Raw genomic sequence first — 23715 nt, forward strand, 5'->3', positions numbered from 1 at the left:
ATATAGATGTATATATACTTTTTAATAAGGGAGATATAGATAAAATGAATATAGATAAGAATATAAGGACAAGCGCAGCAACTGCAGTTATCATTGCAGCTTCTACGTCTTTAGTTGGAAATATAACTGTAGCTAATGCAGATAGTGTTAACAAAACTGGTGTAGTAAATACTTCAACTTTAAATGTAAGAAAAGGTCCAGGAACTAATAATGCTATACTTACAAAAATATATAAAAATGATAAAGTTACCATAACTGAAAGTAGTAAAGGGTGGTACAAGGTAAAATTATCAAATGGAAAAACTGGTTGGGTATCAGATGATTATATAAAAGTAACTTCAAGTAACAACTCAACATCTAACAATAGTTCATCTAGCAAAAAAACAGGAACAGTAACAACTTCAACTTTAAATGTAAGAAAAGGGGCAGGTACAAGCCATGCTAAAGTAGGAACATTAAAGAAGGGTAATAAAGTTACAATACAAGAAACTAAAAATGGATGGCATAAAGTAAAGTTATCTAATGGAACTGTAGGATGGGCATCTGGTGATTACATAAAGGTTTCAACTAGTAGCAATACTTCTAATAATACTTCAAGTAGTAATCAATCAAATGTAAGTAATAAAATAGGAACTGTAAATACATCTAGTTTAAATGTAAGAAAAGGTGCAGGAACTAATTACTCTACAGTAGGTTCATTAAAATCAGGACAAAAAGTAGGTATTTTATCAACTTCAAACGGATGGTATAATGTTGTTTTACCAAGTGGAAGTAAAGGATGGGTATCTAGTAAATATATAAAAGTAAGCAATGGAGATCCATATAGTGTTGTTCAAAAATCTAACGCCGCAACAAAAGCCGTAGCTCTTGCTAAAAAACAATTAGGAAAGCCATATGGATGGGGAGCAGAAGGACCAAATTCATTTGACTGTTCAGGTCTTACATATTATGTTTATAAGCAAAATGGAATAACTCTACCAAGAGCATCAAAATCTCAAGCTTCAGCAGGTAAATCTGTAAGTAAGAGTAACTTAAAAGCAGGTGATTTAGTATTCTTTAATACAAATGGAAAAGGTATAAGTCACGTTGGAATATACATAGGTGATGGTAAGATGATACATTCTACTAAGCCAGGAGATGTAGTAAAAACTACTAGTATAAATTCATCTTATTATAAAAATAAATTTGTAACAGCTAGAAGAATTGTTAATTAATATATAAAAAACGGTAAACTAAAAAGTTTACCGTTTTTTTATATATTCAACTACTAAAATTGAAATATTTTACCGATGTATTATTAAAGCAAAGTAAATTTTTTAATAGCTTGGCATATATGTTTGGTTAAATAATTCGTTATCTTCAGGGAAAATATTGTTATATATAAAGTCGTGTAACAATGGTAATGAACTCTTATCATATCTAAGAACCCAACCAGAGCTACCATATATTCCACCCTTACTGTGTAAATCATCATCTATAGGGAATTCTATTTGTTTTATATCTAGATTTCCAAGACCTAATACAGTTGCACCTAATCCCAAAATTTGAGTAGGATTCATATTAGTTTTTATATAAGGAAGTACTGTATTTATTAAGTTAGGATATTTAGTTAATGGTAAATTCTTTACACCATCAAGTAATCCTTGAATAACTTCTCTTTGTCTTCTATCTCTTTCCATAGCAGTATCATTTTTTCTAATACGAGCAAATGATAATGCTTGATATCCATTAAGTGTTTGCTTTCCAGCGCTTTCTATTAACTCCATAGGACCTTTATTAGGATTATCATCCCATTTATAAGTTTCTTTTTTGATAAATTTATTTACTTCATTTATTTCCCCTTCTTTTACTTCAACAGTAACTCCGCCTAAGGCATCAATTATATCCATAAATGAGAAGAAGTCAACAACTACGTAATTGTTAATATCTATTTCAAAGTTTTGTTCTACTGTTTCTATTAATAAGTTTGCTTGACCATATGCATAAGCATGAGTTAGCTTCTGATAACCATGCCCAGGAATATCTACATAAGTATCACGAGCTAATGATGTAAGCTTAAGACTTTTGTTGACATCATCTACTGTGAGTATCATCATGGCATCTGATCTGACATTTTCCTCTCCCGGTCTTCCATCCGTACCAACTAGTAGAATATTTGTTACTCCATTTTTACCTTCGTAATTGATTTTATTTAGAGCATCGGTATTTATACTAGAATCATGTATTGAATTCAATTTAAAATAAACGTATCCAAAGGCACTTGCAGGAAGAGCAATAACTAAAACTGCTAGAAATATAACTAGCTTTTTTAAGTTTGACAATATAATCCCTTCTTTCTAATTTTTATTTAACATACCTCTAATTATATTAAAGTATGACAATATATTCAATAGACTAAATAAAACAAAGTTCAACATATGTACAAATAATATAAAATTCAAAATAAAATTAAATCATTTAAATTAATAATAGTAGGTAACATCTAATATCTTCTAATATATAGAAGTTTATTAGAAAAAGTATTTGTTAGAATGTATACTTAACAAAAGTATTTTATTTTTCATATTAATTATTATATACCAATGTGAAGAGGAGAATGCATATGTTAATAATTGAGAATGGGATAATAGAAAAGGAAGAAAAAAGTGTAAGATATGTTTTGAACTATCCAATTATAAAACTATTAAATAAAGAAAATAATTTTATGAATTTTATAAATAAAAGAATATATGAAGATGTATTATGTTTTAAGGAGGTAGTTCAACAAATATTAAGTGAAGACGAATCAAATATATTAACGAATTTGCTTACAGAATATACAGTTACTTTTAATGAAAATAATATTATAAGTATACCTATAGAATTTAATCAATTTATAGGACTTTACAACATAAGTTATATAAACTCATATAATTATGATTTTAATTTAGAAAAAGAAATTAAGCTAAAAGATATTTTTGACAAGGTGATAGATTATAAAAAATTTCTAACAAATACAATAAGATTGCAATTGAGTGGAAGGCTTGAGTATTGTGAAAAAGAAATAGAAGATGAGTTAATTAATATTATACACTCTATAGAAATATATGAGGATCAGCCTTTTTATCTTGAAAGTGATGGATTGGTAATTTGTTTTTCAAGTTATGAAATGGGTAATTCAATCACAAATATTTTAGAGTTTAAAATAATGTATGAGGATGCTATTGACTACTTTAGTGAGTATTTTATAAGTGAGGTATTATTCTAAATTTATAAAAGATAAATATAAGATTGGAGGAATTATTTGTGAAGGAACTAAAACCTTATAACAGAGAAGCAGCAGCAGCTTATGCAAAAAAGTGGGCTCTTGGAAGAAATAGAGAATATAAAGATTATGAAAATTGGGGAGGAGATTGTACTAATTTTATTTCTCAGTGTTTAAAAGCTGGAGATATCCCATTTGATCATTCAGGTAGTGATGTTCTTAAGCAATGGTATTGGTATAGTGATAATAGCAGAACTCCAACGTGGACAGCTGCTGAACCTTTTTACAAATATATAACTGGTAATAATAATGAAAACACAAGTAATTATGGTGTATATGCTCGACTAGCAAATTATAATGAATTGGAATTAGGGGATATAGTACAGTTAATATATGAGGGTAGAGCTTATCATAATATGATTATTACAGATGTTATTTTAGAAGGAGAGTACTTAATAGATTATCTTATATGTCAGCATACTTCAGACTTGTTGAATTATCCACTGAGCCTAAAAGAAGGCGAGAGAAGGTATTTAAAGATACTTGGGTATTATGAATGGTAGGTTTTGAACTCGGCGTGAATGTGTGAATACTAATTGCCTTACATACAGCTGAAAAGATGCTGCAAATATAAGAGTAATTAGTTTTTCACTCATTCACGCTAGCGAATTCTAAACCGTTATCCATAATATATCCAATGTATATTTGTTGATGCATAAAGTGATAAAAGCATCTGATATATATTAAATCTTTAATACTATTTATAGAATATCTCATTATTTAGTGTTTGAATATTGTTAATAAATAATGATTCTGTTATATTTTTATTCTTGTTTAGGTATTCTTCTAAGTTTATGTTGTAGTAGCGTGGGTCTACTATGTGTATTTTACTATAGTTTGTTGTTAAAAATGGAATGAAGTTGTGGGCGAAGGAGTCTTTGAATATTAGAACTTCTTTTTTTATATTTGGATTTCCTTCTACTATTGCAAAGGCTGGATCTCCATGAAGAAAGTATTGGTATTTGTTTTTTCCTTTTAGTTTGTCTTCTCCATATAGGGTATTAAAGCTTTGCGTAAAATCCACTTCCATTTTAAAATCATTATAATTTTCATAAGCATATATAATATCACTTTTTATTGTTGGAAGAATAGCTTTTGAATAGTAACTTCCTAAAAAGTCATTCGCTACTTCTTTATAATTATCTAAACTTTCGCTTATGTTATTATATTTAATGTTTTCATCTTTATATAAATCGTTATATGCCATCATTGCTCCTAATTGGGTCCAGTGATGATCTGTATTAAAATAAATATACTTGTCCTTGTTCTTCTTTAATACGTTATATGGTGTATAAAAGGATGATATATTTTTATCTATATAATTTAATACTGTTTCTTGATTATCACTAATTGCATATGATGGTAGCTCATTATTATAAAATGCAATTGATGTAGGTATTACTATAACTCTAGATTTTATTTTAAAATCCTTGTATAGTTTTTTAGTTAGTATATTTACCTGGGAAATATTTTTGTCTAAATTTTTCTTATTAAATATAAATTTTTCTAAAAGTCTGTTATTTTTGGTTACATAGATGTTCCTAAATTCTCTTATACCTAATGTATAACTAAAGCTATTTTTTATAGATATAAATTCTTTTCTAAATGGAAACTGATCTGAGGTATACTCGTCAAATGTTCTCATAAAGGATCCATTTTTTATTTTTTGTAATGAAATACTTGGCATTTGGGTTAGTATCTTATTTTCTAAGGTACTGACGGTTTTGTCTGGTGTAAGTATATTTATAATTGGGAATATAAATATAAAACCTAAGAAAATGATTACAGTAAAATACTTAAGCATATTTTTTTTATTCATAAAATCACCTATACCTTAAAATCTAAAATATAAGAATGGATTAAAAGTAGAATCAACTAAGAAACTAGTAGATAAAATTAATCCAAAAATTAATGTTAAAAACTTTAATAAAGGATACTTTGTAAGTATGTTTTTAAATATTGGAGTAGAAGCAAATATTCCTATTAGAAGTAATAAAATATTTGGAACCAGGTAATAGTAAAAAGTTGTATCAAACAAAGTATTACTAAAATTAAACATGGACCTATAGTAATCAAATACGTTACTTAGTTCTGTTATATCAAACAGGACAAAACTTATTAGAATTAAAAAGATTGTATATATATGACTAATAAATGTAGGTAGTTGTTTTAGCTTTTCTAATAAGAAGGTTTTTTCTAAGATTAAAATAAATCCAAAGTAAAGTCCCCAAATTATAAAGTTAAAGCTAGCCCCATGCCAAAGTCCAGTTAAAAACCAAACTACAAGGAGATTAAATAACCATTTTCTTTTGCTACATCTATTTCCTCCAAGAGGAATATATACGTAATCTTTAAACCAAACACCTAATGAAATATGCCATCTTCTCCAAAATTCTGTAATTGATTTTGATATATAGGGATAATTAAAGTTTTCTAAAAATTCAAATCCAAATATTTTTCCAAGTCCTATAGCCATATCAGAGTAACCTGAGAAATCAAAGTATATTTGAAGTGTAAAACAAATTATACCAAGCCAAGCAGTTCCTACAGATAAACTATTATAAGATATATTTTTTATATTAAACCAAATGATACCTAAGTTATTAGCTAAAATAACTTTCTTAGAAAGTCCTATAATAAATCTACAAACACCATCATAGATTTTATCAAAGCTATGTGTACGATGATTTAAATCTCTTGCAATGTCTGAGTATCTAACAATTGGCCCAGCAACTAATTGTGGGAATAATGTAATATAAGTAGCAAGAGAAAGAATGTTTTTTTGAACAGGCGCTTCGTTTCTATATACATCTATAGAATAAGACATAGTTTGAAATGTGTAAAAGCTAATTCCAATAGGTAGGGCTAAATTTAGCATAGCAATATTGTTATTTGAAACATTATTGTAAATTGATATTAAAAAATCACTGTACTTGAAAAAAGTAAGCAAACTCAAGTTAACTATAATAGAAGATATTAAAGCTATTTTAGATTTAATATTACCTCTATTTTTATCTATAATTATTGCATGTATGTAATCTGAAAAAATAGAAAATATCATTATAAAAATATATATAGGTTCTCCCCAGGCATAAAAAATTAAGCTAAAAATAAATAAAACTAAATTTTTAAACCTATAGGGAGACATGAAATAACAGATTAATACTAAGGGTAAAAAGTAAAAAATAAATGCTATACTGCTAAAAACATTAATTTTAAGTCATCTCCTTATTTTTGAATAGTATCCATTATAACTTTTTCTATATCTTTTACATTATCTGCTGATATAAGGTATACGTAGTTTCCTTTTTGCTCAACTATTGTATTTGCAGCTCTAGTTGCATTTTCTTCTGCTCCGTAACCATCACCAAATGGTCTCATAATCATACCTTCTTTATATGCCTCTAAAGTAGATTGGATTTTTTCTGCACTTTCTTCATTTGTAGCTTTTATGAATATAACATCTTCAAGACGAACATTCATAGCAGCTCTTATTATGAATCCTTCTTCTATTGAATCCATGACATCATTAAAGTATTCAAAATCTTTAATGTCATAGTCCATTGACATTTCAACTAATAAATTAGAAGATTTAATTGCTTTTTGCACATCAGATGCAGAAACATTTTTATAACCGTTGCTACTATTAGATGAGCAACCTACAAGTCCCATAGTCAGAACTAATGATAGTACTAATAAGATTTTTTTCATTGCTTACCTCCGAAATATGTATTTTTTTGTCACACATATATCTTACTACATTTTAAAATGAAAAAGTTTAAAAATATGTTACAAATTCAATTAATATTTTTAGTATTATTATATATAAAAATCTATTTAATACTCATATAAAAATAAATTTAGAAAAATATTGAAGGATATATATGGTAATGTTAAAATAACAGTTGATACAAAGATTTTGATATATTAATAAGTAAAAGGATGGTAAATCATGTCTTATAGAAATAATAAAGGTAGAAATAATGTCACATATTTACATAAAAACAAAAAAAATAATCCTAGATCTAGTAAAAGTAAAAAGTTAAATAAGAAAAGAAAAATAAATAAAGCTAAATTAGGTATATTAGTTTTAGGTATATTAGTTTTAAGTTTTGGAACGCTAAAGGCTACTCAAAGTGTAGCTGAAGTAGTTAAAAATGTAAGTGTTAAAATGGGAAGCAATAATGATGATCAAATTGTTGAAGCTGAAAAACAATTTGATCTAAGTGAAGAACAAAAACAAAATAATAAAATATATACTGTATTTATAGATCCTGGACGTGGTGGAGATGATAAAGGTGTTCAGAGTAAGACAACTAAAAACTATGAAAAGGATATTACATTAGAAATTGGGAAGAAGTTGGCAAGTAAGCTTTCAAGTCAAAGTGATATAAATGTAATAGTTTCTAGAAGTGAAGATGTAAATATTAGTACAAGTGATAGAGTACAACAAGCAAAGCAACAGAAGGCGGATTTTTTAGTTTCACTACAATTAAATTCTGAATATGGCGGAAATACTGCAAATGGAGTTGAGATATATTATAAAAAGGATGAGTTATATAGAGTAGACGAATTAGCAAGATATGTACAAGACTCTATTGTATCTTATGTTGATTTAAAAGATAGAGGTATTGGAATTGGAGATTTTGGAGTTTTAAGAGAAGCTACTATGCCAGCAATAGTAATAAAATGTGGATTTATTACAAATCCAGAAGAAGAAAAAAAGTTGACTGATGAGAAATTCTTAAATGAATTCACAGAAGGAATTGCACAGGGGATACTTTCATATATTGATGCGCATAAATAAAATATATTATATAGAGATATAAAGTAAAAGGTCACTGATAAATAGCTAAATTCATGTTATTAATATCAGTGACCTTTTTTGCTTATTTTAAATGCACAAAACTTAGAGTTAGAAGATATTATAGATTAGTAATATTAATTAGAGGTGAGTCTTATGAGAAATTCTACTTTTAATATAATTAATTTTGATGGAGGAGGTTTAAGAGGGCTTTTGAGTATAAGCCTTTTTGAAAGGATACAAAAAGAATTTCCAGATATATTAAGAAGCACTAATATGATAGGAGGTACGTCAACTGGAAGCTTGATTGCTTTGGGTTTAGCTTATGGATTAAGTCCTAGAGAAATAAAAGAACTTTACTCTGTCGAAAATACTAATTATATTTTTAGTAAATCATATTCAGAGATATTAAGGCCTAAATATGATAATAAGCATCTAAAAGATGTACTTAGCAACATATTTCCTAAATATTTAAGGCTAAAAGACTTAGGAAAATTAGTAGTTATACCAACATTATATATTGGTAATGAAACTAGTGAGTGGAAGCCTATATTCTATAATAATTTACCTAACTCACCTACGGAGAATGAGAGGGTCATAGATGTTGCAATGTGCAGTAGTGCAGCACCTGTTTTTTTTCCAAGTTATAATTGCCATATAGATGGAGGTGTAATTGCAAGTGATCCTAGTTTGGCAACGATAGTTTATGCTTTAGATCATCAGTTAGGAAAAGACTTGAAAAATATTAGGTTACTGTCCATTGGAACCGGATATCTCTACAATAGTATAAAACAAGATACCACAACTTGGGGGGCAATAGATTGGGTTATAAGTAAAGAGCCATCTTTTCCCATAATTTCTGTTACTTTAGAGGGGAACTCTCAAATGAGTCAATTATTTTCTGAAAAACTTTTAGATGAAAACTATTATAGACTAAATCCAAGAATGAATAGAGACATAGGAATGGATGATATAGATTCATTAGAGTACTTAAAGAAATTAGGAGAAGATTATAGTATAGATGACACTACTAAATGGATAAAATCTAAATGGAATATGATGGAATAATAATGTGATATAATAAAACAAAGATAACTTAAGAAAAATCATATTTTGGAGGAAAATATGAAAGAAAATTCAGGGGTATTAGGAATAGATAATTTTTATTTATCAAAACTTTATGAAGATGGGATAGAAGAAAATATAAAGAAAACTAATGGAATTTATTATACACCGAAGGTTATTGTAGATTACATTATGAAAAAAACTTTAAAGAAACATAATATAGTAGAAAATCCATATCCGAAAATACTAGATATTTCATGTGGATGTGGAAATTTTTTACTAGAGGCGTATGATATTTTATATGATTTATTAGAAGATAAAATTTATGATCTAAGAGAAAAATATAAAGATGATTATTGGTCTATAGAGAATATTCACAGACATATAGTTGAAAAATGTATTTATGGAGTTGATACTGACAATGATGCTATAAATATTTTAAAAAGAAGTTTAAAAAATAAAACTATTAATTTTAACGATATAAATTTATGTAATTCAAATATATACTGTGAAGATGCTTTAGCGAAAGAGTGGGATTTTAAATTTGATTATATAGTAGGAAATCCACCTTATGTTGGACATAAATCATTAAATAAAGAATATAAGAAATATCTTTTAGAAGAATATAATCAGGTCTATAGAAATAAATCTGATTTGTATTTTTGTTTTTATAAAAAAGTTATAGATTTAATAAAAGAAGATGGAGTTATTTCTATGATCACTCCTAGATATTTTTTAGAAAGTCCATCAGGAAAGTACTTAAGGGAATATATAAATAAAAATACGTATATAAGGGAAATAGTAGATTTTTTAGGTGCAAATGTGTTTAAAAATGTAGGAGTAGCCAGTTGTATATCGACTTTAAAACGTAAAAATACTAAAGAAAGAGTAGAAGAAAATCTTATAAAGATATACAAAATAAAGGATGAAAATATAAAAATTAATGATATCGAAGATTTAAATGATTTTTATATAAATAGATTATTTAAACAATTTAGCGTTAATCAAAGTTCCTTTGATGAAAATTGGATAATAACTAACAAAGAAGATAAGGCGTTTTATAGCAGAATTGAAGAAAGGTGTAATTACTATTTAGAAGATATTGCAACAAGCTTTCAAGGTGTAATTACAGGTTGCGATAAGGCATTTATTTTAGAAAAAGAAATCGATAATATAAATACTGTACCTAAAAATCTTTTAAAATTATGGGTAAAAAACAAAAATATAAGAAAATATATAATAGAAGATACTAAGTATAGGTTAATATATTCAAATGATATAAATGATGAAATAAGATATAAAAACGTAATAGAAACATTTATATATCCATATAAGTTTAAATTAGAAAATAGAAGGGAATGTAAGAATAATATAAGAAAATGGTATGAGTTACAATGGGGACGTGAAAAAGATTTGTTTGAAAGAAAAAAAATAATGTATCCTTATAAATCTAAAAATAATAGATTTGCTATAGATAACAACAATTCATACTGTAGTGCAGATGTTTATTCTTTTTTTATAAAAGATAAGTATAAAGATGATTTTTCTTATGAATATTTAGTTGGGATATTAAATTCAAGCATTTATGATAAATACTTTAAGATAACGGCAAAAAATATGGGAAAAGATATTTATGATTACTATCCTAATAAAGTTATGAAAATGAAAATATTTAAGGATAATAATTATAAAAAAATAGAGTCTTTATCAAAGAAGATTTTAAGTATCTTAAAAAGGAAAAATGGACTAGAAGAAGAAACATTATATAAAGAAAAAATTTATATATTAGAAAAAAGAATAGATAATTTAATTAAGGAATCATTAGAACTATAAAGTATAATCACTAATAAATGCCTATATTCATATAATTAAATGAATATCTTAATTTTAAGGGGGCAAAATAATGATTTTATCAAGAATATCTGAAGGCGAAAAAAGGGTTTATGTAGATGTAAGTGGGTATATAACTAAGAAAGATGCTAAAGAATTTTTAAATAAATATAAAGATATAGGTAAAAAAGTTAAATTTTCACAATATGATTTAGTGGTTACACCAGGTGTATTTCAATGCGAAGATAATGGTGATATAAGAACAACTTGTATGACATTTTTAAAATCAGGATATAAAAATATATATTTAGTAGATGAGCAAAATACTTTGATGAAAACTTTATCTCTTAAACCAATGGAGAAAAAGTTATTCCTAAAATCTGTAAAAATTGTTCCAGACAAAACTTTAATAAAATAATATTTAGAATATGAAAATTTCAAATAATTTATAAAAATTATGAAAGATATATACTTTTAATTAATTTTTATGATAAAATATAATTAAATTTTTAGAAAATATAAATAGGTTATTGACATAAAAAAGTATATATCTTTCTACGATAAATAGGTGGTAATATGAAGGGTTTAGTTTTAGAAGGTGGAGGTACTAAAGGTGCCTACCAAATAGGAGCATATAAAGCCTTGAGGGAACTAGGAATAGAATTCCAAGGAGTCACAGGGACATCTATAGGAGCCTTAAATGGAGCATTTATAATTCAGAATGATATTGAGGTAATGGAAGATATCTGGAGAAATTATGATTATACCAGTTTTATGAATATAGATGAAGATACATATGAAAAATATAAAGACTTGGATTTTACTGCAAAAAATTTTAATGTCGTTATAGAACTTATAAATAAAGCAAGAAAAAATGAAGGAATTGATATAACTCCTTTAAGAAAATTGTTAGAGGAAAATATAAATGAGGATGCTATTAGAAAGTCTAACAAGGATTTTGGAATCGTTACCGTACATTGGGACAAGAAATTTAATCCACATCAATTGTATATTGAAGATATCCCAGAAGGTAGATTAGTAGATTATCTAATTGCAAGTGCAAGTCTTCCAATTTTTAAGTTGGAGAAACTTGATGATAAGCTTTATTTAGATGGAATGTTTTCTGATAATATACCAGTAAAATTACTAGTAGATAAAGGGTATACAGACATAGTTGTTATAAGATTATTAGATGATTTTATCGGAAAAATGAATTTAAATAAATTTAATGATAAAGGTATAAATATAAAAACAATAGTACCATCAGAATATTTAGGTGGATCATTAAATAAAGATAAAGATAATATTGAAAAAAATATTACTTTAGGGTATCTTGATACTATGAAAGCATATGAAAGATACGAAGGAGTCAGATATTATTTTAACTTAGACTATAAGTATGATGAAAATTATTGTTTTGAAAAATTTATAAACCTAAAAGATGAAACTATAGAAGGATTATGCAGTACTTTAGGCATAAAAAGAGCTGTATCACGTAGAACATTATTGGAAAATGTTATACCAAGACTAGGAGAAGTCCTAAATCTACAAAAGGATTTTTCTTACAAAGAACTATTTTATGCTGTATATGAGCAAAAACTTCAAGAAAATGGTATCAATCGTATAAGTCTTTATGACTTTAATAAGTTAGTTGACACAGTACACAGAAATTATAAAACTAGTAAGGATAGTGAAGAAATTAACGAAGTTAAGTCGATTATACCTGTTGCAAAAAGCAAATTACCTAAGGTTTTAACTAATCAAATTATAAGTGATTTTAAAAACCAAGGTTAATTATATATAATATAAATAAGCTAATAAAGTAAATAACATACTTTAATAATAAATTATTTTGGAGGTTCAAAAGATGGAAAGATTAGTAAGTATAAAAAATGCAAGTGGGTTACATGCTAGACCAGCAGGAATGTTTGTTAAGAAGGCTGCTGAATTCAAAGCTACAGTAGAAGTTATAGCTAAAGGAAAAACTGTAAATGCTAAATCTATAATGGGAATAATGAGTTTAGGATTAGCTAAAGGTGATGAATTAACTATATCTGCTAAAGGTGAAGATGAAGAAACTGCAGTAAACACTTTAGTTGAATTAATAGAAAGTGGATTTGGAGAATAATAATTATTAAATTAGAATAGGGAGTTTGTTTCCCGGGTGTTCGGGGTGATAAATAAGTTTTATTGTTAGCAGCTGAAGAAATACTGCAAAAGTAAGTAAAATTTATTTATCACCCTTTCGCGCCTAGGATAATATAAATCTGGTTATTCTAATTCAATAATTTTTTAGAGTTAGAGAATATAAATATATTTTTAAGATTGGTATAGAACTTAACTTAATTAGGAGGAAATATCATAATGTTTAAAGGAATAGGGGCATCTCCAGGGGTTGCTATAGGAAAAGTTTTAGTAGTAGAACACAGTGAATTGGAGATAGAAAAAAGAAGTATTACTAATATCGATGAAGAAGTTACAAAGCTTGAAAGAGCTGTTGAAATATCAAAAGAAGAATTAACTAAGGTTAAGGAAAAGGCTTTAATTGAGTTAGGTGAACATGAAGCAGAAATATTTGAAGCTCATTTATTAGTTTTAGAAGATCCAGAATTAATTGATTCAGCTAAAGCTAAAATAAGAGACGAAGAAGTTAATGCTGATTTTGCTTTAAAAGAAATTAGAGATATGTTTGTAGGTATGTTTGAATCTATGGATAATGAGTATATGAGAGAAAGAGCTGCAGATATAAAAGATGTAACTAATAGAATAATAAGACATTTATTAGGTGCTAAGATAGTTGATTTAGCAGCATTGGAAGAAGAAGTTGTTTTAGTTGCTCATGACTTAACTCCATCAGATACAGCTACTATGAATAAAAGTAAAGTTTTAGGTTTCCTAACTGATATAGGGGGAAGAACTTCTCATACAGCTATAATGGCAAGAACATTAGAAATAGCTGCAGTAGTCGGTCTTACTGACATAACTACTAAGGCTAAAGATGGGGACTACATAGTATTCAATGGAGATACAGGGGAAGTAATATTAAATCCAGATGAAGAAACTATGAATAAGTATACTAAGCTAAAAAATGAATTTGAAGAATATAGAAAATCACTAGATTTATTAAAAGGACAACCTTCTGTAACTCTTGATGGAAGACATGTAGAGTTAGCTGGAAATATAGGTAGTCCAAAAGATGTAGAAGGACTTATAAAAAATGACGCTGAAGGTGTTGGTCTTTATAGAACAGAGTTCTTATACATGGATAAAGAAGATGCATTCCCAACTGAAGAAGAGCAATATGAAGCATACAAAGCAGTATTAGAAGGCATGGATAACAAGCCTATAGTAATAAGAACGTTAGATATAGGTGGAGATAAAGAATTACCATACTTTGAAATGGAATCTGAAATGAACCCATTCTTAGGATATAGAGCTATAAGAATATGTTTAGATAGAAAAGACATATTTAAAACTCAACTAAGAGCTTTATATAGAGCTAGTGTTCATGGTAAATTAAGAATAATGTTCCCTATGATATCATCTTTAGAAGAACTATTAGCAGCTAAAGAAGTAGTTGCTGAAGTTAAAGATGAATTAAATGCTGAAGGAGTAGCATTTGCTAATGATGTAGAAGTAGGTATGATGATAGAAATACCATCTGCTGCTGTTATATCAGATATATTAGCTAAGCATGTTGATTTCTTTTCAATAGGAACAAATGACTTAATACAATATACTTGCGCAGTTGATAGAATGAATCAAAAGATAAGCCATCTTTATAACCAATTCAATCCTGCAGTACTTAGATTAATAAAAACAGTTATAGATAATGCTCATAAAGAAGGAAAATGGGTAGGAATGTGTGGAGAATCTGCAGGGGATCAAAGAATGATACCAATACTTCTTGGATTTGGACTTGATGAATTCTCTATGTCTCCTATATCAATACTTCCAGCTAGAAAGTTAATAACTTCTGTAAGTTATGAAGATATGCAAAACTTTGCTAATGAGGTATTATCTATGGGAACTGCAAAAGAAATAAAAGCTCATGTAGAGAAAACTTTTAATTTATAAGATATAATAAAAAAATCTCAGATTAGTAGCAAGATATCTTGTGGTAGTCTGAGATTTTTTATACTATTTATTGATATAAATCTCCAGCTAGATCTTCTAGTTTTTGTGTATCTAGAATAACTATTGTTTTATTTGATTTCTTTATTATATTTTCACTACAAAATTTATCTAATACTCTTAGAAGATGTCTATAGCTAGTTCCTAATAATTCTGAAATATGAGTCAAGCTTTCTGAATTTTCACCTTGGGAATCGTTTGTACTATACGTTTCTAATATGTAGCGTGCAAGTCGATTTTCTAGAGGATAGAGCATATTCATCGAACTAGATAGTGAAGCACTTGAAAGTTTAAATGCTAATTGCTTACATACATATGATAAAAAATGTACATCTTTTAAGGCTATTTTTTCTATTATATTTCTAGGTATAGCTAGGCAGGTGCAGTCCTCTACAGCTTGTATGTTACAATCAATAGTTGTATTATTTAATATTTCAGTATCACCGATTATTTGTATTGGTGTGTAGAATCTTATTAATAAAGATTTACCATTTGGAGCTGCTATATAAACTTTAGCTTTTCCATCTAGAAAAAAATATAAATATTTTAATTCTTCTTCAGATGAACAGATATGTTCATTCTTTTTAAAGTAATGTAACTCCATATATGAACTCATATCAGAGTTAAAAATTTCATCTATTTTATATTTATTTATATAATAATTTAATTTATCCTTATCATTTATTTTAATCATTTTATTTATCTCCTATAAAAATAAAGTATTTTTGAAAAAAAATAGAAAATATGACAAATGTCATATTATGTCGTAGATACTATCTGATATTATAACAAAGCATAAGAAAAGTAAATTGTTTTTAAATGGAGGAATAATAATAGTGAAAAAAATATTATACTTAGGAACTATATTAATGCTTTCGATGTTAGTATTAGTGGGTTGTTCTAGCTCAGATGACAGCGAAAACAATTCATTAAAAGTAACAATGATAAGTAGTGTAGGCGGAATAAACGATCAAAGTTTTAATCAATCTTCTTGGGAAGGATTAGAACAAATAAAAAAAGATTTTAATATAGATGTAAATTATATAGAATCAAACCAAGAAGCAGAGTACTCGACTAATATAGAGACTGCTGTTGATGGAGGAGCTGATTTAATAATCGGTACAGGATTCCCTTTACAGGGTGCTATTTTAGAAGCTGCTAAAAATTATCCAGATCAAAAATTTGCTATAGTAGATGTTGATTATGGTGAAGAAACTCCTGAAAATGTTGTTTGTATAACATTTACAGAAGAGCAAGCTGGATATGTTGTTGGGTTAGTAGCTGGTAAAAAAACAACTACTAATAAAGTAGGATTTGTTGGTGGTATGGATAATGAAGTTATAAAAAGATTTGAAGCTGGTTATAAGGCTGGTGTAGAAGAAGCTAACCCAAATGCAAAAGTTCAAGTTCAATATGTTAACTCATTTGTTGATGCAGCCAAAGGAAAGTCAATAGCTCAACAAATGTATAGTCAAGGTGCTGATATAATTTTTGCAGCAGCAGGTGACTCAGGTGTAGGTGTCATTGAAATGGCAAAAGAGAAAAATCTTTATGCTATAGGGGTAGACAGAGATCAAAATGCTTTAGCTCCAGAAAATGTATTAACATCAGCTATGAAAAAAGTTAATGAGGGTGTATATAACACTGTAAAAGCAATGATAGAAGGAAATTATGCTGGAGGAACAACTCTAAGATATGGATTAGAAGATAATAGTATAGGATTAGCACCAAGTACTGATAAAAATGTTTCTCAAGATATAATAGATTATGTAAATAAAAAAATAAATCAAATAATAAATAAAGAAATAGAAGTTCCTAGTAAATAAACACTTTCAACTTAGAAAGTTAAATTTTACTTTAAGTTTCATAAATACCTAAATTCTAATCGTTATAAAAGGTTCCCTCTTTTATACGATAAAAAGGATGGGCTCAGTTTTGAATCCATCCTTTTTACATATTAATAGGGACAATCAGGACAACCTCTTTTACAACAAAGACTTAATTCTAAACTTTCAGGGGTTATCTTCAAGTTGTCTTCAATAGAGTTTATTTTCATATCTCCATATTGCATATATTCATATTGACTTAGCAATAATGTTAAATCATCTATTTTATAAATTAAATCATCACTTTTAATTTCATCTAGAGTAACGTCAAAGTTAGGTCCGTCACAACCTACGCCAGAGAAGTAAATTCTAATATTACTTGGCTTATTACTATCTTGATTAATTTTATCTTTAAAAGCTAAAAGAGATTTTTCGTCTATTGCAATCATTTATTTAATCCTTTCTTAATGTCCGCAACCAGAGCAGCCCCCACCACAACTATCATCACCGCTATTCTCTGGTGCAACTTTAAATCCAAATCCAGTATCTTTGATAGCTATATCTCCATACTGATTATAGTCTTGTTCACTCATAACAAAGTTTATACCCTCAACTGTATAAGTTTTATCATCATTTTTTTGCTCATCCAGAGCAAGTCCAAAGGATGGTCCGCCTCAACCAATACCTGCAAAATAAATTCTTACTTTAGTATTTTCTTGATCTTTATCTTTTAAAATATCTTTTAAAGTAAGAATAGCTTTTTGATCTAAAGTTACTTTCATTTTATCAAACCCTTTCTATAAATTTTATGTTCATAAGTATTATTCCTAGAATAGGGCTTATCTATTTAATAATTTTTATTTATTTTAATATCTCCGCAGCCACAATCTATATTTAACTCATTAGAAAAACTTTCTCTTATACTATTTTCTTTGAAATCTGTTTTAATATCTCCTATATCGCAAGAAGCATTTATTTTAAAATTAGGTTCTTTTTTTAGATTTAAAGTGATATCTCCTACGCTAGAAGAAAAATCTGAATTACCAGTAATGTCAAAAATATTACATCTTAAGTCACCAGTAGTAGTATTTATATATCCTTTACCAGATAAGCTAGAAATTTCTATATTACCTGTATTAAAGCTTATACCATATTCATTTGATGATAAGCTGTTAATACTAGCATCACCAGTGTTTCCTTCAAGTATAAAAGATTTACATTTTATATTATTATCTATATCAATATCACCTGTAGTTAAATAAATTTTAAGAGTGTTTAAATTTAAGTCTGATGTAAAGTCAAGGTCTCCTACTGATAATTTAACATTTATATTTTTATTATAAGATTTTGGTAAATAAACGATTAGTTCTCTTCTAAATGATTTGTCAAGACGATTTATATTAAGTTTCGAATTTCTATAAATATCTATTTTATTATTTTGATGCTTAATTTGAAGTCTTTCATTTTCAGATAGTTCCTTATTGCATTTTTCAACTATTTTAATTTTTTCATCGGAACTATCCATAAAAGTGATATCATCTACATCAAGGTTAAAGTTTATGTCATTTATATTATTTAAATCTATAGTTTTCTCAGCAGTTATATTAAGACTCTCATCAGATCTAACATAGTTAAATCCGATAAAGTTGAAAATTTCCTTCTCAGATTTAGATAAATAGGTTAAGACAAAGGTTAAGCATAGACTCACTGTAGACCAAAATACAATTCTAAAAATATTATATCTTTTTCTCATATTCTTTCTCCTCTTTATAATCAAAATAAGCTTTTATTATTTGTTCTATTGCAGCTCCAATTAAGAATATAATCCATGAATAAGCCCAATTCATGCATGTAAAACTTATAAAAAAGTACAAGGCAACTATTAGTGCCCACACTATAGATGAGATAGATTTTCTTAGGTCACAATATTTACTATATTCTCCTTGGGAATCAGAAAAAGTATTATAAGAGTCATAATATAGGTTCTTTGGTTTTGACATACTATTGTAAATCAAAAGTGCAGTGGCAATCCCAACCATAAAGAATAGCATTACAAGGCCGACAATTTCCATAGAACTTCCCATACTTTCAAGGATAATAATTGGCACTGGGCATAAAATATACAGCATAACGGAAAAAGCTGTTATTACTGCTGACTTTTTTCTAACATCTGAATTTTCATCATTCGCTTGAGAGTAAAGATTTATAATGTCATAAGTATCATTAATATGAGATATGGTTTTTTCATAGGCTTCATTTTCATTAAGATTAGATTGAAGTAAATCATTGTAAATTTTAAAAGCATTGGTTAAAAGTTTTTGTTTTGCATATTTTGTGTGAGTTGACATTGGTGATCTTAGGAATAAGTTATTAATATATTCTTCAATTTTATTATTCATATAAATCTCTCCAATATTTTAATTTTAGTACTCGAACACTTATCTATAATAGAATAATATTTTAATATATTGTGTATGTCAATTTATTACAGTGAGAAATGTAAAAAAATTTTATTTTTATCATTTTTATAATTTAAAATATAAAAAAATTTTAGAAAAAATAATATATGCAGTTTGTTTACAGAAAATGTATTGTATGATAATATAATAATCATTAGAAGTCTAATGATTAGATGCCTAATGATTATAATTAAATGGAGATAAATAAATGATAAAAAAACATATAAGAATTAATACATTACATGGATCTTTAATGAGATTGAATAAAGCTCATAGGAAAATGGCTGGACATAAGTTTAAACAAGTTAATTTAACGGAAGGAAAACCAAGACTTTTAGATTTTCTAGTGAATAACCCTGGATGTAGTCAAAGAGAATTAGCTAGATCTTGTAAGATAGAGCCTGCGACAGCTACAAGTATATTAGCTGGAATGGAAAAGGAAGAGCTTATTTATAGAGAAAGAAATCCAAAGGATAAACGTATTTTAAATGTATTTTTAACTGAAAAAGGAATAAAAGCACAAAAAGAAGTTGAAAGAGTGTTCTTAGAATTAGATGAGATTTGTTTTGAAGGATTTACAGAAGAAGAAAAATCTGAAGCTATTAATATACTAAATAGATTGTACGATAATTTAGCTAAAAAAAGAGATAAATATAAGTGTAATGAAAAGTAGTTTTTATATTAATGAAAGAAATTATATAAGGAGAGATTGAGATTGATAAAATTATTAAAATATTTAAAAGGATCAGCAATTATTTGTGCAATTTTAGCACCTATTACAATGTGCTTAGAAGTTGCTATGGACCTACTACAGCCGACTCTTTTATCAAGTATAATAGATGTTGGTGTAGCCAATGGTGATTTAAATTATGTACTTAGCGCTGGAATAAAAATGGTAATTGCAGCAATCATAGGATTAGTTGCAGGATCTGCATGTTCTTTTTTTGCAGCTGTAGCATCAATGAAATTAGGAGAAGGAGTAAGAGAAGGATTATTTGAAAAAATTCAAACCCTATCATTTTTAGAGTTAGATAAATTAAAAACATCATCTTTAATAACAAGACTTACAAATGATGTAACTCAATTACAAATGATGATGAATATGGCTCTTAGAATGATGGTAAGAGCACCGCTTACAGCAATAGGTGGACTTATAATGGCAACAATATTAAGTCCAAAGCTAGCGAGTATTTTCTTAATAGCATTACCTATAATCTTAGTTTCTATTATGTTTATAATTAAAAAGTCATTGCCTTTATTTACATCAGTTCAAGAAAAAATAGATAACATAAATACTGTAATGCGTGAAAGTATTTTAGGTGTGAAGGTAATTAAAGCTTTTGCTATAGAAAGCACACAGGGTGAAAGGTTTAATGAAGCTAATGATAATTTAACAAATGAAAGTATAGCATCACAAAATATGAACTTAATATTATGGCCAATTGCTACACTTATAATGAATTTAACTGTAGTTGCAGTGCTATGGTTTGGTGGAAATATGGTTAATGTAGGTGACTTAGAAATTGGTAAGATAATGGCATTTATAAATTATTTACTTCAAATAATGGGATCAGTAGTTATGGTAATAAATATAATGCTTACTTTTTCAAGAGCAAAGGCTTCTGCCAATAGAATTAATGATGTTTTTAAAACAGAAACTAGTATAAAAGATAAAGAAGAAACTGTAGAAGTAAATAATTTTGATATTGAATTTAAAGAGGTTTATTTTAGATATAATGAGCATAGTGAGAATGTATTAGAGGGAATATCTTTTAAAGCTAAGCAAGGAGAAACTATAGGAATAATAGGTTCTACAGGTTGTGGTAAAAGTTCTTTTGTTAACTTAATTCCAAGATTATACGATGCAACTGAAGGTGAAATCTTAATTGGTGGAGTGAATATAAAGGATATAAGTATAAGACAGCTAAGAGAAAATATAGGTATAGTGCTTCAGGAGAATATATTATTTGGAGGAACTATAGAAAGTAACTTGAAATTTGGAAATGCAAACGCAAATGAAGAAGATATAAATAGTAGTGCTATAGATGCACAGGCATATGAGTTTATAATGAGTAAAGATGGTAAATATCAAAGTGAAGTAGAGCAAAGAGGTAAGAATTTATCAGGAGGACAAAAACAACGTCTTTCAATTGCAAGAACTTTAATAAGAAATCCAAAAATATTTATTATGGATGATTCTTCAAGTGCTTTAGATATGGCAACAGAAGCTAAGCTTCAAAATTCTATTAAAAATAGAATGAAGGAATCAACTGTTTTAGTTATAGCTCAAAGAATTTCTGGAGTAATGGATGCAGATAAGATCATAGTAATGGACGATGGAAAAATATCGGATATAGGTAAGCATGATGAATTGCTAAAAAGAAACGAAATTTATAGAAGTATAGCAGTTTCGCAATTAGGAGAGGAGGTGCTTAAAGTTGTCTAGTAAATCAATTTCTTTAGATAGACCAGGCAGAGGTCCTGGAATGCACATGGTAAAGAGCAATGAAAAATTAAATAATCCCAAAGAAACAATAAATCGATTATTAAAGTATATTGGCAGCAAAAAAGCATCTTTAATTTTAATTTTTGTATTCTGCGTAATAACAACTTTAGTAAGCATATTTGGAACGAAGTTAAATGGGGATATAGTAGATAATTATATAGCAACTGGTAATATGAGTGGTTTATACAAAATTTGTATAATACTTATAGCTATGTATCTAGCTGCTACAGCATCTACTTTTGTACAAAATAGATTAATGGTTGGTATAGCTCAAAAAACTTCATCAGATATAAGAAAAGACTTATATGAAAAAATGCAACACTTGCCATTAAAGTACTATGATACTCACTCAAGTGGAGATTTAATGAGTAGGCTTACAAATGATATAGATAATATAAATATGACATTATCACAAAGTATTACCCAATTAATTTCAGGTGTGATTAATATAATAGGAATGCTTATAGCAATGCTTATGTTAAGTCCACAATTAACAATAATAGGATTATTAACAATTCCAATAACTATAATGGGAACAAGAACTATAATGAAATATACTCAGCCTTTATTTATAAAAAAGCAAGGTGATTTAGGAAATTTAAATGGGTATATAGAAGAAATGGTATCAGGTCAAAAAGCTGTATTATTATTTGGTCAAGAAGAAAATGTCAAAAAAGAATTTGATAATATAAATAAAAGTATAACTAAAAGTGCAATCTTAGCAGATGCTATATCAGGTTGTATGGGACCTATAAATAACTTTATAAATAACTTAACATACTTAGTACTGGCAGTATGTGGAGGGGTATTCATTTTAAAAGGAATGGATATAAGTGTAGGTATAGTATTTACAATAATTCTTTATATGAGAAACTTTAATCAACCTATAAATCAAATTCTTAATATATCGAATACACTTCAAGGGGCATTAGCTGGAGCTGAAAGAGTATTTGAAGTTATGGATGAAAATCCAGAAATGGATAAAGATAATTCCGTAGTTGTAGATAATTTACAAGGTGAAGTTAAATTAGAAAAAGTTGAGTTTTCATATAATAACGATAAAAAGATTTTAAATAATATAAATCTAACAGCTCATAAAGGCCAAACTATAGCAATAGTAGGACCTACTGGATCTGGTAAAACTACTATAATAAATTTACTAAATAAATTTTATACTATAGATAGTGGGAGAATAAGTATAGATGGAAAAAATATAGATGATATTACCATGGAAAGTCTGAGAAAATCAGTATCTGTTGTACTACAAGATACATATTTATTCTCAGTAAGTGTTCGTGAAAACTTAAGATATGGAAATCTTAATGCTACTGATGAAGAAATAGAAAAAGCGGCTAAATTAGCAAATGCTCATCATTTTATAATGCAATTAGAAGATGGATATGACACAGTGCTATCTGATAATGGAGGTAATTTATCTCAAGGACAAAGACAATTACTATCAATAGCAAGAGCGATACTTTCTAATTCATCAATACTTATACTTGATGAAGCAACTTCCTCTATAGATACTAGAACAGAGGTTGCTATACAAGAAGCAATGGTAAATTTAATGAAAGGTAAAACTACATTTATAATTGCGCATAGATTAAGTACAATAAGAAATGCGGATAAAATACTCGCTCTAAAAGATGGAGAAATAATAGAACGTGGAACTCATGATGAACTTTTACAATCAGATGGATTTTATGCAAATCTTTATAATAGTCAATTTAGAAGTGGCCTAGGAATATAAAGTTTATTTTAACCTCTACATAATTAAATTATGT

The 23715-nt window shown here is 27.5% G+C and carries 23 protein-coding genes; 14 read left to right on the forward strand and 9 right to left on the reverse strand.

Annotated elements, in window-relative coordinates; genetic code table 11:
- Nucleotides 1–44 precede the first annotated feature (44 nt).
- Entirely contained in the window at nucleotides 45–1214 is a 1170-nt protein-coding gene (locus H8923_RS03790) for a C40 family peptidase (protein ID WP_153923789.1), read from the forward strand.
- 102 nt (nucleotides 1215–1316) lie between these two features.
- Here the strand turns inward: H8923_RS03790 and H8923_RS03795 are convergent, their stop codons facing one another.
- Nucleotides 1317–2321: an LCP family protein gene (locus tag H8923_RS03795; protein WP_153923791.1), complete on the reverse strand. Its 1005-nt coding sequence runs from the start codon at nucleotides 2319–2321 to the stop codon at nucleotides 1317–1319.
- Between the two features lie 281 nt (nucleotides 2322–2602).
- Between H8923_RS03795 and H8923_RS03800 the strand changes: the two genes are divergently transcribed.
- Entirely contained in the window at nucleotides 2603–3247 is a 645-nt protein-coding gene (locus H8923_RS03800) for a DUF3298 and DUF4163 domain-containing protein (protein ID WP_172976672.1), read from the forward strand.
- A 38-nt stretch (nucleotides 3248–3285) separates the two neighbouring features.
- Nucleotides 3286–3807, forward strand: a complete 522-nt coding sequence (locus tag H8923_RS03805; protein WP_187127838.1) for an amidase domain-containing protein — start codon at nucleotides 3286–3288, stop codon at nucleotides 3805–3807.
- Between the two features lie 194 nt (nucleotides 3808–4001).
- On the opposite strand, the gene H8923_RS03810 is transcribed toward H8923_RS03805, so the two are convergent.
- The 3 genes from H8923_RS03810 to H8923_RS03820 form a co-directional block, all read right to left on the reverse strand.
- A complete protein-coding gene (locus H8923_RS03810) occupies nucleotides 4002–5123 on the reverse strand; it encodes a DHHW family protein (RefSeq protein ID WP_153923797.1) in 1122 nt (373 codons plus the stop codon).
- 15 nt (nucleotides 5124–5138) lie between these two features.
- Nucleotides 5139–6365: an MBOAT family O-acyltransferase gene (locus H8923_RS03815; RefSeq protein WP_317982809.1), complete on the reverse strand. Its 1227-nt coding sequence runs from the start codon at nucleotides 6363–6365 to the stop codon at nucleotides 5139–5141.
- Between the two features lie 167 nt (nucleotides 6366–6532).
- Nucleotides 6533–7015, reverse strand: coding sequence for a DUF4358 domain-containing protein (locus tag H8923_RS03820; RefSeq protein ID WP_153923801.1), 483 nt, complete (start codon nucleotides 7013–7015; stop codon nucleotides 6533–6535).
- Between the two features lie 241 nt (nucleotides 7016–7256).
- Between H8923_RS03820 and H8923_RS03825 the strand changes: the two genes are divergently transcribed.
- The 7 genes from H8923_RS03825 (at nucleotide 7257) to ptsP (ending at nucleotide 15080) form a co-directional block, all read left to right on the forward strand.
- Nucleotides 7257–8111 carry an N-acetylmuramoyl-L-alanine amidase gene (locus H8923_RS03825; protein WP_153923803.1) on the forward strand — a complete coding sequence of 285 codons (855 nt, stop codon included), beginning with the start codon at nucleotides 7257–7259 and terminating at the stop codon, nucleotides 8109–8111.
- Nucleotides 8112–8264: 153 nt separating this feature from the next.
- The gene (locus tag H8923_RS03830; protein WP_153923805.1) at nucleotides 8265–9176 is read left to right on the forward strand and encodes a patatin-like phospholipase family protein; all 912 of its coding nucleotides are present in this window, start codon (nucleotides 8265–8267) and stop codon (nucleotides 9174–9176) included.
- A gap of 57 nt (nucleotides 9177–9233) precedes the next feature.
- A complete protein-coding gene (locus tag H8923_RS03835; protein WP_153923807.1) occupies nucleotides 9234–11006 on the forward strand; it encodes an Eco57I restriction-modification methylase domain-containing protein in 1773 nt (590 codons plus the stop codon).
- A gap of 70 nt (nucleotides 11007–11076) precedes the next feature.
- The gene (locus H8923_RS03840) at nucleotides 11077–11421 is read left to right on the forward strand and encodes a hypothetical protein (RefSeq protein WP_153923809.1); all 345 of its coding nucleotides are present in this window, start codon (nucleotides 11077–11079) and stop codon (nucleotides 11419–11421) included.
- 158 nt (nucleotides 11422–11579) lie between these two features.
- Entirely contained in the window at nucleotides 11580–12797 is a 1218-nt protein-coding gene (locus tag H8923_RS03845; RefSeq protein WP_153923812.1) for a patatin-like phospholipase family protein, read from the forward strand.
- 73 nt (nucleotides 12798–12870) lie between these two features.
- Nucleotides 12871–13131, forward strand: coding sequence for an HPr family phosphocarrier protein (locus H8923_RS03850; protein ID WP_153923814.1), 261 nt, complete (start codon nucleotides 12871–12873; stop codon nucleotides 13129–13131).
- Between the two features lie 233 nt (nucleotides 13132–13364).
- Nucleotides 13365–15080: a phosphoenolpyruvate--protein phosphotransferase gene (gene ptsP, locus H8923_RS03855; protein WP_456300154.1), complete on the forward strand. Its 1716-nt coding sequence runs from the start codon at nucleotides 13365–13367 to the stop codon at nucleotides 15078–15080.
- A gap of 67 nt (nucleotides 15081–15147) precedes the next feature.
- Here ptsP and yeiL read toward each other — a convergent pair whose 3' ends face one another.
- On the reverse strand, nucleotides 15148–15831 hold the full coding sequence (gene yeiL, locus H8923_RS03860) for a transcriptional regulator YeiL (RefSeq protein WP_153923818.1): 684 nt from the start codon (nucleotides 15829–15831) through the stop codon (nucleotides 15148–15150).
- Between the two features lie 142 nt (nucleotides 15832–15973).
- Here yeiL and H8923_RS03865 point away from each other — a divergent pair, with 142 nt between their 5' ends.
- Nucleotides 15974–16963, forward strand: a complete 990-nt coding sequence (locus H8923_RS03865; RefSeq protein WP_317982810.1) for a BMP family lipoprotein — start codon at nucleotides 15974–15976, stop codon at nucleotides 16961–16963.
- Between the two features lie 131 nt (nucleotides 16964–17094).
- Here the strand turns inward: H8923_RS03865 and H8923_RS03870 are convergent, their stop codons facing one another.
- The 4 genes from H8923_RS03870 to H8923_RS03885 form a co-directional block, all read right to left on the reverse strand.
- Nucleotides 17095–17412 carry an iron-sulfur cluster assembly accessory protein gene (locus H8923_RS03870; RefSeq protein ID WP_153923820.1) on the reverse strand — a complete coding sequence of 106 codons (318 nt, stop codon included), beginning with the start codon at nucleotides 17410–17412 and terminating at the stop codon, nucleotides 17095–17097.
- Nucleotides 17413–17427: 15 nt separating this feature from the next.
- A complete protein-coding gene (locus tag H8923_RS17460) occupies nucleotides 17428–17556 on the reverse strand; it encodes a hypothetical protein (protein WP_263457697.1) in 129 nt (42 codons plus the stop codon).
- Nucleotides 17557–17810: 254 nt separating this feature from the next.
- On the reverse strand, nucleotides 17811–18716 hold the full coding sequence (locus tag H8923_RS03880) for a DUF4097 family beta strand repeat-containing protein (protein WP_153923824.1): 906 nt from the start codon (nucleotides 18714–18716) through the stop codon (nucleotides 17811–17813).
- Nucleotides 18700–19362, reverse strand: a complete 663-nt coding sequence (locus H8923_RS03885; protein ID WP_153923826.1) for a hypothetical protein — start codon at nucleotides 19360–19362, stop codon at nucleotides 18700–18702. The genes H8923_RS03880 and H8923_RS03885 overlap by 17 nt, the downstream gene beginning before the upstream one ends.
- 268 nt (nucleotides 19363–19630) lie before the next feature.
- Between H8923_RS03885 and H8923_RS03890 the strand changes: the two genes are divergently transcribed.
- The 3 genes from H8923_RS03890 to H8923_RS03900 are packed head-to-tail and all read left to right on the forward strand — an operon-like array spanning nucleotide 19631 to nucleotide 23681.
- The gene (locus tag H8923_RS03890) at nucleotides 19631–20095 is read left to right on the forward strand and encodes a MarR family winged helix-turn-helix transcriptional regulator (RefSeq protein ID WP_172976673.1); all 465 of its coding nucleotides are present in this window, start codon (nucleotides 19631–19633) and stop codon (nucleotides 20093–20095) included.
- A 42-nt stretch (nucleotides 20096–20137) separates the two neighbouring features.
- On the forward strand, nucleotides 20138–21868 hold the full coding sequence (locus H8923_RS03895) for an ABC transporter ATP-binding protein (protein ID WP_153923828.1): 1731 nt from the start codon (nucleotides 20138–20140) through the stop codon (nucleotides 21866–21868).
- Nucleotides 21861–23681, forward strand: coding sequence for an ABC transporter ATP-binding protein (locus H8923_RS03900; RefSeq protein ID WP_243139866.1), 1821 nt, complete (start codon nucleotides 21861–21863; stop codon nucleotides 23679–23681). Before H8923_RS03895 ends, H8923_RS03900 begins: the two co-directional genes overlap by 8 nt.
- Nucleotides 23682–23715 lie beyond the last annotated feature (34 nt).

It is taken from the genome of Romboutsia faecis (genome assembly GCF_014323405.1).
Lineage (GTDB): Bacteria > Bacillota > Clostridia > Peptostreptococcales > Peptostreptococcaceae > Romboutsia_E > Romboutsia_E faecis.

Coding starts and splice junctions, on each gene's coding strand:
- H8923_RS03845 (WP_153923812.1), top strand. CDS start 11,580: ATGAAGGGTTTAGTTTTAGAAGGTGGAGGTACTAAAGGTGCCTACCAA.
- yeiL (WP_153923818.1), bottom strand. CDS start 15,831: ATGATTAAAATAAATGATAAGGATAAATTAAATTATTATATAAATAAA.
- H8923_RS03790 (WP_153923789.1), top strand. CDS start 45: ATGAATATAGATAAGAATATAAGGACAAGCGCAGCAACTGCAGTTATC.
- H8923_RS03810 (WP_153923797.1), bottom strand. CDS start 5,123: ATGAATAAAAAAAATATGCTTAAGTATTTTACTGTAATCATTTTCTTA.
- H8923_RS03825 (WP_153923803.1), top strand. CDS start 7,257: ATGTCTTATAGAAATAATAAAGGTAGAAATAATGTCACATATTTACAT.
- H8923_RS03885 (WP_153923826.1), bottom strand. CDS start 19,362: ATGAATAATAAAATTGAAGAATATATTAATAACTTATTCCTAAGATCA.
- H8923_RS03880 (WP_153923824.1), bottom strand. CDS start 18,716: ATGAGAAAAAGATATAATATTTTTAGAATTGTATTTTGGTCTACAGTG.
- H8923_RS17460 (WP_263457697.1), bottom strand. CDS start 17,556: ATGAGTGAACAAGACTATAATCAGTATGGAGATATAGCTATCAAAGAT.
- H8923_RS03830 (WP_153923805.1), top strand. CDS start 8,265: ATGAGAAATTCTACTTTTAATATAATTAATTTTGATGGAGGAGGTTTA.
- H8923_RS03820 (WP_153923801.1), bottom strand. CDS start 7,015: ATGAAAAAAATCTTATTAGTACTATCATTAGTTCTGACTATGGGACTT.
- H8923_RS03800 (WP_172976672.1), top strand. CDS start 2,603: ATGTTAATAATTGAGAATGGGATAATAGAAAAGGAAGAAAAAAGTGTA.
- H8923_RS03815 (WP_317982809.1), bottom strand. CDS start 6,365: ATGATATTTTCTATTTTTTCAGATTACATACATGCAATAATTATAGAT.
- H8923_RS03870 (WP_153923820.1), bottom strand. CDS start 17,412: ATGATTGCAATAGACGAAAAATCTCTTTTAGCTTTTAAAGATAAAATT.
- H8923_RS03890 (WP_172976673.1), top strand. CDS start 19,631: ATGATAAAAAAACATATAAGAATTAATACATTACATGGATCTTTAATG.
- H8923_RS03850 (WP_153923814.1), top strand. CDS start 12,871: ATGGAAAGATTAGTAAGTATAAAAAATGCAAGTGGGTTACATGCTAGA.
- H8923_RS03840 (WP_153923809.1), top strand. CDS start 11,077: ATGATTTTATCAAGAATATCTGAAGGCGAAAAAAGGGTTTATGTAGAT.
- H8923_RS03835 (WP_153923807.1), top strand. CDS start 9,234: ATGAAAGAAAATTCAGGGGTATTAGGAATAGATAATTTTTATTTATCA.